This window comes from Phormidesmis sp. 146-20, from assembly GCF_052939475.1.
Genome location: NZ_JBJPHT010000050.1, coordinates 20,638 through 35,531, shown reverse-complemented (window position 1 = coordinate 35,531; position 14,894 = coordinate 20,638). Strand labels below are relative to the sequence as shown.

Sequence of the window (14,894 nt, the reverse complement as noted above, 5' to 3'; positions counted from 1 at the left end):
CTTTCATGCAGTTACTCTGTCACCTCATGCAGCAGCCGAATGATTTCCTCTTCCATCTGCTTAATGTCGACATCAATCTCAGCCAACGGGCGCGGCGGCGTGTATTTGTAGAAGTGACGATTGAAATTGATTTCATAGGCACTGCGGATTTTTTCTTTGTCTGCCCAAGCATCATTCACATGAGGTTTTACCTCATCTTGAAAATAGCGCACAATCTCTTGAATGTTCGTATCTTCACTTTGATCGATCAACCGCACATTCTCAAAATCGCGCAGTTGTGAATCTGGCTCATACATCACCTGTGTATGGTCATCTTTCCAATCTGGAAACCAACCCCAAACGCGATCGATTGGATCATTTCCCTTCGCCTTACGCCGCTTCAGAACCACACCCTGAACATCTTTGTTCCCACCCATGCGCTCAGTGAATACATCCCGAAATAGCTTCCGCTCCGGCTTTTTCCACTTGCTGCCCCGTTGACATAACAAATCATCCAGCAATTGATCAAACTCGTTCCAGTCCGTTCGCGGTTCTCGCCCTAGCTTGCGATCGATCGCCTGCACATCATCTAGCAAATGCGGTATGGCATCGAGAAAGCGGCTTTTGCGATCGACCGTCATCTCATATAACAGCCGTAACGGACGCTCGATCGGCACTCGGTTATAGCCAAAATCCTCATTGTCGAAAATTTTGCTCGTCTCACTTTCGACGAATTTGCCGTATTCTCGCACCACGATCGCGGTATCTTCTTCGCCCATGTAGCGACGTTTATCACCTAAACTACGGCGCATCGGCTGCCATTGGGCACGGGCATCAATCAGTTGAACCTTGCCTTTGCGGTGCGGTTGCTTGCGGTTGGTTACGATCCACACATAGGTTCCAATTCCAGTGTTGTAGAACATTTGCTCAGGCAACGCCACGCGCTGCTTCGCAGATACCGCAAGGGTCGCTTCCAGCCAATCATGCTCAATCACCCACTTGCGAATCTCACTCTCGCCGCTACCCGCCCCTCCCGTAAACAGCGGTGAGCCATTAAACACGATCGCCAGTCGCGAACCTTGCTTACCCTGCTGCGGCTGATACGGCTCAAACTTGCTAATCATGTGCTGCAAAAACAGCAGCGATCCGTCATTGACTCGTGGTAATCCTGCCCCGAATCTTCCTGCAAACCTCTGTTTATCGTGTTCCCGCTGCACCTCTTTTTGTTGCTTCTTCCAACCCACCCCAAACGGTGGGTTAGCAAGTAAATAATCGAAGCGATCGTCCTCATACTGATCATCGATCAGTGAATCCCCAAAGCGAATTTCGCCTTCTTCATTGCCCCGCATCAATAAATCCGAAGCAGCGATCGCATACGATCGGGGATTAAAATCCTGCCCATACGCATACAGCCGAGAATTCTCATTCATTTATCGCAGATGTTTCTTCGCTTCTGACAACATCCCCCCCGTACCACACGCAGGATCAAGCACGCGGCGAATGATGTTGGGCTTTGTCAAAATATCGCCGTCAGGGTCAAACAAAATGTCCACCATGAGGCGAATCACCTCACGCGGAGTAAAGTGGTCACCCGCCGTCTCGTTAGCAGCTTCGTTAAAGCGACGAATTAAGTCCTCAAACAGCAACCCCATCTCAATGTTGTCCACTGTATTGGGATGCATATCAATATCACAAAATTTTGAGACAACCAGATACAGAATGTTTGCCTCTCGCATCTTCTCAACTTCATTGGCAAACTCAAACCGCTCGAAGATTTCGCGCACGTTCTTAGAGAACCCTTCGATATAGCTGACCAAGTGCTTGTCAATGTTGTCGGGGTCACCCTTCAGTTAGTTTTGCAGGAAGCCCAAAAAATCTCGGCTTGAAGAGATAATTGCGACATGGTTGCGTAAAGGGTGGAAGATTTGGACTCTCGCGATTGATAATAAGGCATCAATCTGCCGCTCCAGAATTCAGACATCCCTATGCCACAGCGGCAGACAGATGGCTAAAGTAACACACAATTTAATGTGCAAATCTACAACTTTTTCTACAACTTTTAATGGAGCTAAGCGGGTTCGAACCGCTGACCTCTGCAATGCCATTGCAGCGCTCTACCAACTGAGCTATAACCCCGATAAACTGCATTGTATCATGCCTTAATCTCGAAATTGAGTCAAGCCCTCTCCTAACTTTGGTAAGCTGATAAGCGGACTGTAGACGATCGCCCCCCCAAATTGGCCCTTACCTTGAGACTTATGAGTGACACACCGCAAGATTTATCCAGCTTTGAGGCAGAACCAACCTCCCCCGATGTGGAAACGGCTGCACTCCTGCAATCTCTGCGGCGCAAAGAGGGCAGTTGGGTTGAGTGGGGGCAAGCCTGCCAAACCTTGCAGAAGTCGGGATACACCGCTCAAGCTATTTTTGAAGCAACCGGGTTTGAGCCGATTCAGCAAAACCAGATTATCGTCGCAGCCCAGGTGTATGCCTCGATCGCCAGCACCGGAGTTTCTGACTCCACGCAGGCTCACTTTCAGCGCAAAGGCAGTGATGTCTTGTATGAGCTACGGATTCTGACACAGGCAGAACGAGCCGCCGCCGCCGAGTTTGCCTTTGATCAGCAGTTAGATCTGGATGAAGCCAAAGAATTGTCGCGGGCTATTAAGGATTATTCTCGCCTTAGCAAGCCACCCGAAGACTTCTCAAATCATCCAGGAGACGCGATCGCGTTTCAGGTCTGGAAGAATGCTAAACAAAAAAGTGACTTGCAGGAGCGATCGCGCTTGATTGCTAAGGGATTACGCTTTGTCCACAGTCAGCCAGCCCGAAAAAAAATTGAGCAACTGCTAACGGATTTTACAGTGACACCCAGCCGTCCGGCTCCCCGATTGCCGATTTATCGTCTGGAGTCGGATGAAGAACTGCCGCGGATTTTGCCTGTGGTGGGTAAGTTGCCGTTGACGAAGGCTGATTTGCAAGTGGTGCCTTTGGTGGAGGAGACAGGAGCCTTTCAACTGGTGCATTTTTCGGGGACGGGGGCATGGGTGCCGCTTCCAGGGTGGCAGGTGATTCGAGCGGCAGAAGATCCTGTGGTGTTGCTGTGTGATAGCGATCGCTTACCCCTCCCAACAGATGAAAAAGTTGAGGAAATGGTCGTGGTGGTCGATCGGGCCCAGCGAGATTGGGATGTGAGCGGCTACTTTGTGGTGGCCGAAGAGGAACAGTTGCAGATTCGCTGGTTTGAGGCGGCTCCGGAGGTTTCTTTGTTGGGCAGGGTGATTTTGACGATGCGTCCCAAGAAGGTTTTGGATGTGGGCTATGCCCAAGAAATGCTGACGCGACAGCAACGGGATGATTTTGAGCGGTGGGTTTTGGAGGAGTAGGGATGAGGGAGGAGGGATGAAAAAAGAGTTATGTCGCAAGTCCTTCGTGTAGAGAGCAATCTGAGAGTTGATAGTTAGCGTTTAGAACTTTTGTGCAGTTTTGTCGCCAGATTATGCAAAAAATGCTTTCTCTATCCCCGATCGCTGAGTTAAATTCCGTCGTAAATAGCGGAGAGATTGTTGCCTTTAATGTGGGTTTTGATGAAACGGTTTATGTCTTGTTTGCTCTTGATCCAATCGATTACCGCACCGAACAGCCAGGAAGGGCAAGCTTTGCAAAAACGACTCCAGGGACTCCCCAAAATTATCGAGCGATCGCTTTTCAAAAAAATCGCCTAACACTTGACCTTAGCATTACAGGAGAAAATTTAATATTCACGATATCCAACCGCTTTCTGCAAATGAATTACTGCTTGTGTGTGCCCGTTCTCACTATAAAGGCCCAAACAACTTTGAAAAGAATGGTCGCGTTTACAGCTTTAGTGGAGAGTTTAAGCGAGAGATTCTACTGGGTGATGGCATCCAATCGGTTCAGGCAACTTCAGATGGAATCATTTGGACTAGTTTTTTTGATGAAGGAGTTTTTGGAAATTTTGGTTGGAATGAACCAGTTGGATCATCTGGACTTACTGCATGGGACTCAGCAGGAAATAAAATATACGATTTTGAGCCAACGGATGACTTAGATTCTATATGTGATTGCTATGCATTAAATGTGGAGTCTGATACAGATGTCTGGCTGTATTACTACACAGAATTTCCACTCGTTCACTTACGCCATCAGAAGATTCAGTCAGTCTGGAATATGCCTATTGAAGGTAGTAATAGTTTTGCTGTTTTTGACAACTGTGCTTTATTCCGAGGAGAATATGGCGATCAAGATACATATCACTTGTTTTCTCTAAACAAAAACGGTAAGGTCAAACGCCTTCAGCAATTCCAATTGACAGATGAGAGAGGACAAAAAATCGTTGCGGAGCGAGTTGTTGGCAGAGGAAGTTCGCTATACATTCTCAGTCATGGATCAATCTATCGAATCGATGTGTCAAGTGTCGGAAAGGGCTTATAGTGGCAGTATAACAATTTGATTGGAGCGAACTTCTAAGAGATCATCAGTGATGTTGCAAAGGCTACTTACAGTGGCTCAACCGCAACGTTATCTTGCTTTATTGAGTTGGTTGAGGGGCGATTTGAGCGTAACGGTTTGGGTTTGGTATCCAAAGTTGTAGAACGGCAAGATTCGTGGGGCGGTTGGGTCAAACCGGAGGGGCGGTCAGAGTTAGATTGAAGTGACTTTCAATGGAGAACGATGCTTATGACACTGATTGTCCGAGATGCTCTTATCCAAGAGTTTAATGATGTGGCATCTCTCAGTGTAGAAGCCTATCGCGAGTATTCTCATGCTCTGACCTCGGACAATTGGAAAACCATGCAAGCCAACTTGTTAAATGTGGCAGAGATCGCAAAGCAAGGACGATTAATGGTTGCTCAACAAGATCAAGCGTTAGTTGGGTCAGTTATTTATTGTCCTCCTGGAACGTCGGATAGTCGTCTGTTTCATGTGGGGTGGGCATCGTTGCGGATGTTAGCAGTATTGCCACAGTACCGGGGTTTGGGGATTGGACGGCAACTCAGTCAGGAATGCATTCATCGAGCAAAGCAAGACAAAGCGGAAGTGGTTGGCTTACATACAAGCGAGTTAATGGTAGCCGCAAGAAGGATGTATGAGGGACTGGGATTTAAGCAAGATATCGAGTTGCCCAGCCATTTTGGAATTCGGTACTGGCGGTATGTGTTGAGGGTGGCGGAGTCGTTACCAGCAGGATGACAAGTCGATCGAGCGGCAAACAAAAGATTCTGCACGATGCGATCGTATTGGGTTGCGGTTACATTCTCAGCAGGATGACTTTTTGAGAAGCATTGCAAGCTGGACATTTGCGCCTATACTAAGAACATCGGTACTGGAATGGCGCAACCAGTAGGTGAGCTATGCAACTTCTTAGGCAGCTATCAGAAGCGTTTTGGGGACAAGAAGATTTTGGATGGGAAGATGCTTCCTACCCAGAAGAGTTTGATGAGCCAGAACAAGATTTGCCCCCAGTCGCTGCTCCCGATAACGTGGTGGCTTTACCCAGGGCGACCAGTCCTCCACAAGAATGTCTTGTGTTGTATCCGACAACTTTCGAGGAGATTCCCGAAGCGGTGAATGCGCTGCTAGAGCAGAAAGTCATCATTCTCAACTGTTCTAAGATGCGATCGTCAGAAGATGCCCAGCGATCGGTTGACTTTTTGGCGGGGGCGATTTATGCGATCGGCGGTCAACAAAGCCGCATCTGGAAAGATATTTTTCTCTTTGTGCCGCCGTTTGTGCAGGTGAGTCAGTGGCAGTCAGTCGTTCCGGTGCCGCCATTTGTGCCGGACTAAAGAGGGTGCCGAGTTTTGTCCTCATTGCCGTTACGGACAGTTAACTTCACATTGAGAATTTGATAAAACCGAAGATTGGTCGTCACGGTTTGATTCACAATCCTTTAGGTCGATTTGTTTTGCAGGTTTGCCACCTTGATGGGATTTAGATAACCAAAGCTTAAATAAATAATTAAGGCTTAAATAATCAAAGCTTAAACCAGTGTTTGCTTGCGCTTAGTTGTAGCCTCATATACTAACGCTCGTATTCATCTGCGGTGGGAAAGGATATGAGAGTCTCTCGACGACGGTTTTTGACCTTAGCTGGCGCAACAACGGCTAGTGTCACGATGGTTGCTCCTCTCGAAGCATTCTATGCCAGAGTAGCCAATGGTGACGTTTCAAGAGGAGTTGGCTTTGGCCCATTGCGTCCCAAATTGCCCGTAAACGCAGCCGAGTTGACCAACACAGTTTTGGGTGACTTGAGCCAAGAACCTTTGTTAGCACTGCCACCGGGATTTAGTTACCGGGCACTTTCTATTACAGGTCAGACGATGAGCGATGGCTCTAAGGTGCCTGCGGGACATGACGGAATGGCGGCGTTTCCTGGCCCAAACAATACTACACTCTTAGTTCGCAACCATGAATTGAGCACCTCTTTGCCTGCTGCTTACAACTATCCAGTGGTTGGCGCAAACCGATATTCAACGACTGCCTTGGGTGGGACAACCACATTAGTCGTTGGAAGTAAGCGCGAACTGGTTAAAGATTTCACCTCTCTGGCAGGCACGAGAACTAACTGTGCGGGCGGCGGCACTCCCTGGGGAAGCTGGATTAGCTGCGAAGAAACCTTCTCGACGACTATTAGCGCGAACAATGCGATCGTCAAACATGGTTACAACTTCGAGGTGTATGCTAACGCCAACAGTGGAATTGTGAATCCGACTCCTTTGCGAGACATGGGACGGTTTAGCCATGAAGCGATCGCGGTAGATCCCAAAACTGGATATATCTACGAAACGGAAGATCGAGGCGATAGCTGCATCTATCGATTTGTGCCCAGAGTCATCGAAGAAGGCAAGAAAGCAAAGCAGTTACAACTGGGTGACTTGCAAAAGGGAGGAACGCTGTACGCTCTCAAGATTAAGGGCAGCGAGAACTTTGCTTTAATTACCACAAACAATCCCAATCTTCCGGTACCGGGCAAGGGGGGTCAGCCTGGACGCATCAAAGTTGGGCAAGAGTTTGAAGTAGAGTGGGTTAAGGTTGACAATCCTGACCCTGATTTTACAGATAACAATGATACGGCGAACAGTCTTGGCAAACCGGAGTCTGTTCGGGGGCAAGCGCAGGCTAAAGGGGCGGCAATCTTCTTTCGGGGTGAAGGCGCTTTTTATGGAAACAACAGGATTTATTTTGTTGCAACTCAAGCGGGAACTCCAGCCTTTGATAATGCCCGTGGCAATGGTCAGGTCTGGGAATACAATCCCCGTAAAGAAACGATCAAGCTGTTGGTGGAGGCCTCTTCGGCGGGCGATCTGCTAGATGAGCCTGACAACGTTGTGGTGACTCCTTTCGGCGATTTGATTTTGTGCGAGGATGGCGGCGGTGAACAATACCTGGTGGGCGTAACTAAGAAAGGGAAGTTATATCAGTTTGCCAAGAATGTTCTCTTTGCAAATAGCACTGACGCGACCCTCAAAGATCAGTTTGCTGACAATGAGTTTGCGGGGGCTTGCTTCTCTCCGAGTGGCAAAACGCTGTTTGTCAACATTCAAACTCCTGGCATCACCTTCGCGATTTGGGGGCCGTGGACGGGTCGCTAGACTTGAGTTGCAAGGGTTGCGATCGCTTTCACTAACCGTAAGTTCGATGCAGTTTTTTCGCTGCGGTGTTCACATCTTCTGCCCCCCCAATTCTAGGGAACTTTTAGACAAGATTTCTAGTTCAAAGTCCCTTACTTGTGGGGAATTTAGGAGACGTTTCCAAGATTGCAACCGTAGCGGCGAGATTCATCGAATTTGCGTTTTTTTGACGTAGCGATCGCACCATTGCACCATTTCCCACAGCACATGACCAACGGCTTCGCGAGAGCGGTATCCGTGGTCTTCGAGGGGGAGAGAGACCCAGCGGACGGTTGCGCCGAGTCCTTTGAGGGCTTCGTAGAGGCGTTCGGTTTGCAGGGGGTAGGTGCCGGGGTTGCTGTCGTTTGCGCCGTGGATCAGGAGGAGTGGGGCCGTGATTTGGGCGGCGTGGGTGAAAGGAGACATCTGATTATAGGTGTCGGTGGCTTCCCAAAAGGTGCGCTGTTCTCCTTGAAATCCAAAGGGTGTGAGGGTACGATTGTATGCACCACTGCGGGCGATTCCGGCTTGGAATAGATTCGTGTGTGCTAACAGATTTGCTGTGGTGAATCCGCCGTAGGAATGTCCGCCAATACCTAAATGATTGCGATCGCTCACACCTCGATGAACCAAATAATCAATCGCTGCTTCAACGCTAGAGATTAACTGTTGTAAATAGGTGTCATTGGGTTCTGCATCGCCTTCACCGACGATCGGGAGACTGGGATCATCCAATATTGCGTAGCCTTGAGTCAGGAGAAATAAGGCAGAAGCTCCGTAGGGACGGCTAAAGGTATTTTCTGCGGTGGTCATTTGTCCGGCTAGGGTTTTATCTTTAAATTCGGCGGGATAGACCCAGAAGATTGTCGGCAACGGCCCATCTCGACTCGGATCGTAGCCCGCAGGCAGGTAAAGTTTTGCGGATAGCTGTACGCCGTCGGCGCGTGAATATTGCACCACTTCTTTGTGAATTCCGGCAAACTGGGGCGCGGGGTCAGCGTAGGTAGTGAGGGGGATGGGCTGACCTGTGGTAGGGCGCAAAAAGTAGTTGGATGGTTCTGTCTGGGACTGACGAACGGTAATCAGGGCCCCGTCATCTAGCATCGTGACGATCGACTCAAAGTAGGGAGCCTGACACTGCCACAATCGTTCGGAAGCTGCGGTTTGTAAGGCTCTGCGATCGAGAAAGGGATAGATGCCGTCTGGGGAAGCACCTCGACCTGAGAAATAAAGCGCATTGCCATCGGGCGTAAATCGCAGAACGCTCCGGTGATACGTTCCGATCGTCGTCATCGGCATTCCAGGATCGCTGTATTGGTCTTCGGAACTACGCTCGATCAGCAGGTGGGCTGGCTTGTCGGGTTGAGCGGGATTAAGCTGCCAGAGGCGAAGTGTGCGGCTGTCGTATTCTTTTTCCCAGGCGAGAGCTACGTCTTCTCGTCCCCAGAGGATGCGGCGAAACCGAAATTCTGACTGCCAGAGGCGTTGGGGCGCTTTGTCAAAGGGGGCATTGAGTTGAAATAAGGCATCTCGAAACGGGACTTTCTGGGTGGGATCGCCGTCGTCCAGTGCTTCAATCCAGTAAACGGTAGAGGGTCGATCGCTGCGCCATCCAGTGTTTCTGCGGCCGGGTCGTACTGCGTCAAATTTTGTGGAAATGCTATCTGCTAATGGCAAGTCTGCAATGTCTTGAACAATCGTTCCGGTCTCGTCTAAAACTTGAATCTGACAGGGAAATCGGGACACTGGAAGCTGATAGGAAAAGGGGCGATGCAGCGTTTTTAATAGAATAAATTTGCCATCGGGTGAGGGAACGGCTTCTTTGATCAGACTGGGTTTTACTAATCCCGTTCGGGTGCCTGCGATCGTAACTTTCTCTAGCGTAGAAGTTAAATAATACTCAAACAGGCTTTCGTCGTGAGCATTTTGCAGCAGATTGGTGTAAGTCCGATTGGCACTTTTGCGTCCTAGATTTTCTTGAATAATGGGGCCGGGTGGAAGAATTGGCTCGATCGGGGGTGCGAGTCGATCGCCTGGAATCATCTTACAGAGCAGCGATCGGTCGTCCATCCAGCGGTAAGGCGTTCCGTAAGTTGCGTTGAGAATCGGTTCCGTTAAGCGTTGAGGAATGCGTTGTAAAAGATCCATCACCCACAGTTCCAATCCCGTTTCTTGGACGAGTGCGAAGGCGATTTTTTGGCTATCTGGTGACCAGCGTACAAACCCAATTCCTGCATGATTTGGAAGCGCGATCGTTTCGGCAACCTCATCCAACAGCAGTTTTACCCGCAGACTTTTGTAGGGACTATATCGAGCAGGCGAATTGAGTTTGGGATTGATCCGAAAGCCCGCGATTCCGAGTTCGGGTTCTGCCAATTCTGACAGGGGACGCAGCGCAGAACGCTCTAACTCGATCAGCCACTTGTGATCTGGAGAAATCGAGACGGCGGGAGACAGTGGGGCATTGAGAATTTGTGCGATCGGGTCAGGGGGAGATTGCCAGATTTGCTCAACAGATCGGGTCATGGGGAGGTGAGGAGTGAGGAGTGAGGAGTGAGGAGTGAGGTGAATTTGTTCAGACTACCAGGTTACACGCTATTTTCTAGAACCTGCACTCCAGCCTCGATCCAAAATGGTGACTAGATTTACTAAATCTTTTTCGCTGCGGTGTTTGGCGCTTCTGCCCCCCAAGCTGCCAATTCTGGGGGACTTTTAGACAAGATTTTAGCGGTGCTGATTGGACTAAAACTCAAACTGCAAGCCTGTTTTGACAAAGAATCCATGCAGGCTGAGATTGCTCTGGCTTTGGGCAAAAACTCCAGGACTGGCGGCATCCACAAAGCGAATATTGTCCATCACATTGAACCATTGTTGATATTCATAACCCAGGCTGAGATTGAGTTTGGCAGACCTGCTCAAAGGTTGAACCCAATCTAACCCGATCGCCAGATCCACCACGGGAACCGTTTGATTACGATCGCGCCCCAGATCAGCAATCACATCAGCACCATTGCGATCGGTTTCTCGAAAACTAGACGACTGTTTGCCAAACAACAAAGCCGCTGACCCTCTGGTGAATAAGCTAAATCCGCCGCCCATCAGCACTCTGGCTTCTACTCCCAATCGGGGGCCAAATCCGCGAAAGTCGTTGGTCATGTCCAATCGGCCGTTGGTGTAGTCGCGCCCGTTGTAGGTGACGGCCATGGATTGGTGAATGTCTGAGAAGCGCAAGCCTGAAAACAAACGGACTCCCAACCCTCTGCCCACTTTGAAGTTGTAGGCTAACTCTGCATCGGTGACGTTGTAGTTAAATTTGGCTTTGGCAGCCGCAGTTTCGGCAGAGTCGTTTTGCAGGGGGTGAGACAGTGTTGAGAAAAGAAATCCGTTGGCGGGGCGACTGGCACTGGCGGTTCCATCGGTGTCGAAGAATGTGTGATTACCTCCGATTTCCCAGGCGGTGTTTTGAGGACGATAGCTGGCTCCGATTCTGAGTGCAGTTGCCTGATCATACTTCACCGTCGCGAGTTGTCCACTGGCTGCCAGGGCGGTTCCGGGATCGACGATCGCAAAGTCCAGAGAGGTTGCTGGATTGACTCTCAAGAACATCGGTTGGGCATAGATAGTTAACGCTGATGGGCGATCTTCAGGGACGGTAATCGCGGCTTTGGGCGCATTTTGGGCAGGAGAATTAGACAATTGCTGTTTGAGTGTATCAATCTGTTGTTCTAATTGCTGTTGGCGTTCTTCTAAGCGTTGTAGTTTATTTTGCAGCGTGTCATCTGTACTGTTTTGGATTGGTTCTACAACAGGTTGCTCAATTGTCGGAGGTGCTTGTAGATCGATCGCTTGAGTTGAGAAGACTCCAACAATTTCAGGTTTTGCAATCGATGATACTGCTGGCATTGACGAATTTGATTCCGATACAATCGTATTTAGCGTTACAGGTTTTTGATCTGAAGTTTTGATCGATTCCCTTTGAGTTGAAAATTCTGCGATCGAGGTGGTTTCTACCGTTGGAGTAGAAGATAATTTTTCTGACTGAGTCGATTCGATTTGAGGAGTCGAGAATTCTACTTTTGTCGTTACTTCTACCGTAGGCGCATCGGTTGGAATTGGCTCTGGTTGGAAAGATTGGGCTTGAGGTAAAGTCGCGATCGCGGGTGATGGCTGCACGTTTACAGAATCTTCTGCATGAGCAAGACCTGGCACAGCTCCCATTAAAGCGGTCAAAGTCACCGTTAATCCTAAACTATGTTCTTTCACGTTTCTCCTCACAAATTCGGTGAATGATGGTCGAAATTCTGAATCAACTGCACCCTAATTTGATCAGCCCGGAAAGTTGCCGTAAAGTTCACCTTCCAACGCCAAGCGACCCCTTGCGGGTATCTCAAAGCGATCGCCTGCTGCAATCACTTCTCGCAACGATTGTTCTAGCGTCGGACTCAAGAAATCTTGCAGATTGGCATTGATAAACGGCAGCAAATTCTCTTGATCTTTGGGACTGGGGTTTGTATTGCGAACGACGACGATCGTATTGCTTGCCCCCACTTCAAATGTGTCTAACTCCTTGCCACCAAATAGAGAACCATCACCCAACAAGCGATCGGGATACTTCACGCCCAACAAAACGTTGTTTCCGGCTCCACCCAACAGCGTGTCTTGACCAAACGTTGTAGAACCCTTAGCCGAACTGCGATAAGCCAGATCAAACTGATGAGGCAGCGTGTGCAAAAAGTTGTGGGAACTGATGCCAAAATCAAAGCTGCTGTCGGTGATATTCAGATTGAGATTGACGGTGCCATTGACGATAGGTAACACAAGCGTCGCATTGTCTCCCAGCATCAAATCTGATCCCGCATCGCCGCTCATCACATCATTTTCAGCGATCACGGTATTGGCTTGATTTCGATTGAGATAGTTAATGCCGTACTGTTCATTAAACAAATCACGAATGTATGCTTTGACATCGGTCACCAGCGTATTCAGGTTATTTCTCAGCAGCGCCTGATCGCTTGTCTGAATCGTTACCAACGGCATGATCAAATTGCTGTAGCCACCTATCATCAAATCATTGCCGTTTCCGCCATTCATCGTGTCATTGTTGAGAACCAGATCAAAATCTTTGAAGTTGGGACGAACCGCTTTGGGTGTGCGATCGAACCCATAGTTCCAGAAGCTACCTCGCTGATAGCTTAATGTATTCAAAATCGGCGCAAAGATCGTCGAATCTGCCCCTAACAGCTTGTCATCTCCATCGCCGCCATTCAGAGTGTCATTGCCCTGAGAAAGCGTGTAGGAAGAGTTGACGCTGCCCACAAACGGATTCAGCAAAGTATTAATTGTGTTGTTAAAGCTGGCGATCGATTGTTTGAGCGTATTCACAAATCCATTCACCGCGCCAGCATTTTCCGGTTGCCGAATCACGAATGGACTGTAGAACGTTGCATTGTCGCCCATGATCAGATCCCGATCGCTGTCTCCATTGATCGTATCGTTGCCGATTGTGATCGTTCTGGCGGTCTGACCCTGGCTAAATGCAACTTCTAAATCATGCAGGTCGTAATTTAAGTGATACAAAGCGGTCGTGAGTTGATCGAGATTTTGGTCGATCGCGCTGTTGCCTGTACGAATTGGCATGAAGCCTGCATAGTTGTCACCGACGATCGTATCTTTACCCGCTCCACCCTTGATAAAATCATTGCCTTCGACCAGATCGAGATGATTGCTCAAGTCTGGAATCAGTGCCACCAAAGACTGGAAGGTTTGAGTTTGGGATCTGAGGGGAGCGACTGGAATCGCAGAACCGTCTAAAACCACCTGCGGCGAAAGGGTGAGCGTCGGCAACAGTCCATAATTCATTCTGGGTGTGAGCGTCAGATTGGGCGTGAGAATCGTGCCATAGCTGCCCAACACAAAATTGAGTCCCGCCGCTTGCTCGATGATGTGATAGCCACGTTTAACCGTGGGAACCTCGGTGATAAACGGCTCGATGTTATTCGTATTATCTCCGATGATAAAGTCGTCATCAGCGCCTCCATTCATCTCATCATTTCCAGCGTTGCCTTCCAGATAATCACTGCCAGCGTCACCACTCATTCCATCGTTGCCCCGCTGACCAAACATCGAATCATCTCCATTACCGCCGCTCATGCTATCGTTGCCATCAGCAAACAGTTCGATCGCTTGCACTTGAGTAGTCACACCACCGTTTGCGCTCGTCAGAATCAATAGATCAGAAATCTGGAAGTTAGCATTAGAGATTGTATTCAGAGAGGCGGTCATTTTTCCGACATCTGTTAATAGTGCGTTGCGATGCCAGGAACCGTTGCGATTGAGGCGAGGCGTTCCGTCTGGGTTATATTCGCGAGTGATAATACCGACATCGCCTAACATGAAATCTTGACCGTTGCCGCCCTCCATCCAATCGTCACCTAGCTGACCATACATTTCGTCATCGCCATCATCCCCACTGAGCGCATCGTTTCCTCGCTGCCCCTGAATAATGTCGTCACCAGCGCCACCGCGCATCAGATCATTACCACCCATGCGATCGACATCATCAAAGCGCACCACATCGCGAATCACATCCGCAAAAGGAGCGGGGTATCGCTGCCAACTCGCTCCCAGGGGACGGCGGGTAATCATACCATTGTCGCCCAGCATCACGTCAGCGTTATCGTCACCATTCATCGTGTCATTCCCATCAGCGCCACCGATGACGTTGTGACCCCCGATCATATCGTCTTCACCCGTGCCACCACTCAAGTAATCATTTCCCTGTTGTCCGAGGAGAATGTCATCGCCCTGATTGCCATACAGAGTATCGTTTCCAGCCGCCGCAGCTAGACCGATGTCAATTGAGAAATAGTTACGATCGCCAGGAAGCGCTTGATAGATCTTGCCGTGATCGCCTAACAGCAAATCGCTGCCCAAAATTTCTGCACCATTGGTGACAGACGCAAATTGCTTGAGAGCCAGACCATTGAATAACCAAACACTGTTAGCGCCTGAATTATTTCGCCAAAACACATCCGCCTTGCCATCTCCATCGAGGTCAGCGATCGTGCTTGTCCAGTCGATCGACACATTGTAGGGAATCGCGGCAAAATCGAGCAGTTTCAGACCATCCATCAGCCAGACAGACACCGCACCCGAACTGTGTCGCCAGAACAGATCATCCTTACCGTCGCCATTAAAATCGCCCAGCGTCGATGTCCAACTCGTCGGCACATTGTAGGGAATCGCGGCAAAATCGAGCAGTTTCAGACCATCCATCAGCCAG

General features: G+C 49.3%; 9 protein-coding genes, 1 tRNA gene and 1 pseudogene. 6 read left to right on the top strand and 5 right to left on the bottom strand.

The window, feature by feature from the left end; all coding sequences use genetic code 11:
* Nucleotides 1-11: 11 nt before the first annotated feature.
* Nucleotides 12-1,631 (bottom strand): annotated as a pseudogene (locus ACKFKH_RS27055) (HsdM family class I SAM-dependent methyltransferase).
* A 411-nt stretch (nucleotides 1,632-2,042) separates the two neighbouring features.
* Nucleotides 2,043-2,115, bottom strand: a tRNA-Ala gene (locus tag ACKFKH_RS27050).
* A 122-nt stretch (nucleotides 2,116-2,237) separates the two neighbouring features.
* On the opposite strand from ACKFKH_RS27050, the gene ACKFKH_RS27045 reads away from it, so the two are divergent.
* The 6 genes from ACKFKH_RS27045 to ACKFKH_RS27020 all read left to right on the top strand — a co-directional run bounded on the left by ACKFKH_RS27045 (nucleotide 2,238) and on the right by ACKFKH_RS27020 (nucleotide 7,594).
* Nucleotides 2,238-3,365 (top strand): RuBisCO accumulation factor 1, encoded by a 1,128-nt coding sequence (locus ACKFKH_RS27045; protein WP_446861456.1) that lies wholly within the window; start codon nucleotides 2,238-2,240, stop codon nucleotides 3,363-3,365.
* Nucleotides 3,366-3,578: 213 nt separating this feature from the next.
* A complete protein-coding gene (locus ACKFKH_RS27040; protein WP_446861455.1) occupies nucleotides 3,579-3,704 on the top strand; it encodes a hypothetical protein in 126 nt (41 codons plus the stop codon).
* A 76-nt stretch (nucleotides 3,705-3,780) separates the two neighbouring features.
* Nucleotides 3,781-4,434, top strand: a complete 654-nt coding sequence (locus tag ACKFKH_RS27035; RefSeq protein WP_446861454.1) for a hypothetical protein — start codon at nucleotides 3,781-3,783, stop codon at nucleotides 4,432-4,434.
* Nucleotides 4,435-4,680: 246 nt separating this feature from the next.
* Entirely contained in the window at nucleotides 4,681-5,193 is a 513-nt protein-coding gene (locus ACKFKH_RS27030) for a GNAT family N-acetyltransferase (RefSeq protein WP_446861453.1), read from the top strand.
* 161 nt (nucleotides 5,194-5,354) lie between these two features.
* Nucleotides 5,355-5,789 carry a cell division protein SepF gene (locus ACKFKH_RS27025; RefSeq protein WP_446861452.1) on the top strand — a complete coding sequence of 145 codons (435 nt, stop codon included), beginning with the start codon at nucleotides 5,355-5,357 and terminating at the stop codon, nucleotides 5,787-5,789.
* Nucleotides 5,790-6,058: 269 nt separating this feature from the next.
* Nucleotides 6,059-7,594: an alkaline phosphatase PhoX gene (locus ACKFKH_RS27020; protein ID WP_446861451.1), complete on the top strand. Its 1,536-nt coding sequence runs from the start codon at nucleotides 6,059-6,061 to the stop codon at nucleotides 7,592-7,594.
* 186 nt (nucleotides 7,595-7,780) lie between these two features.
* On the opposite strand, the gene ACKFKH_RS27015 is transcribed toward ACKFKH_RS27020, so the two are convergent.
* The 3 genes from ACKFKH_RS27015 to ACKFKH_RS27005 all read right to left on the bottom strand — a co-directional run.
* Entirely contained in the window at nucleotides 7,781-10,138 is a 2,358-nt protein-coding gene (locus ACKFKH_RS27015; protein WP_446861450.1) for a prolyl oligopeptidase family serine peptidase, read from the bottom strand.
* 216 nt (nucleotides 10,139-10,354) lie between these two features.
* The gene (locus ACKFKH_RS27010) at nucleotides 10,355-11,875 is read right to left on the bottom strand and encodes an Lpg1974 family pore-forming outer membrane protein (protein ID WP_446861449.1); all 1,521 of its coding nucleotides are present in this window, start codon (nucleotides 11,873-11,875) and stop codon (nucleotides 10,355-10,357) included.
* A 63-nt stretch (nucleotides 11,876-11,938) separates the two neighbouring features.
* Nucleotides 11,939-14,894: FG-GAP-like repeat-containing protein (locus tag ACKFKH_RS27005; protein ID WP_446861448.1), on the bottom strand; the 2,956-nt coding region annotated here is incomplete at its 5' end.

Bases quoted from the DNA above. Each gene is read 5' to 3' on its own strand.
- ACKFKH_RS27045 (WP_446861456.1), top strand. From the start codon at position 2,238: ATGAGTGACACACCGCAAGATTTATCCAGCTTTGAGGCAGAACCAACC.
- ACKFKH_RS27040 (WP_446861455.1), top strand. From the start codon at position 3,579: ATGTCTTGTTTGCTCTTGATCCAATCGATTACCGCACCGAACAGCCAG.
- ACKFKH_RS27030 (WP_446861453.1), top strand. From the start codon at position 4,681: ATGACACTGATTGTCCGAGATGCTCTTATCCAAGAGTTTAATGATGTG.
- ACKFKH_RS27025 (WP_446861452.1), top strand. From the start codon at position 5,355: ATGCAACTTCTTAGGCAGCTATCAGAAGCGTTTTGGGGACAAGAAGAT.
- ACKFKH_RS27020 (WP_446861451.1), top strand. From the start codon at position 6,059: ATGAGAGTCTCTCGACGACGGTTTTTGACCTTAGCTGGCGCAACAACG.
- ACKFKH_RS27015 (WP_446861450.1), bottom strand. From the start codon at position 10,138: ATGACCCGATCTGTTGAGCAAATCTGGCAATCTCCCCCTGACCCGATC.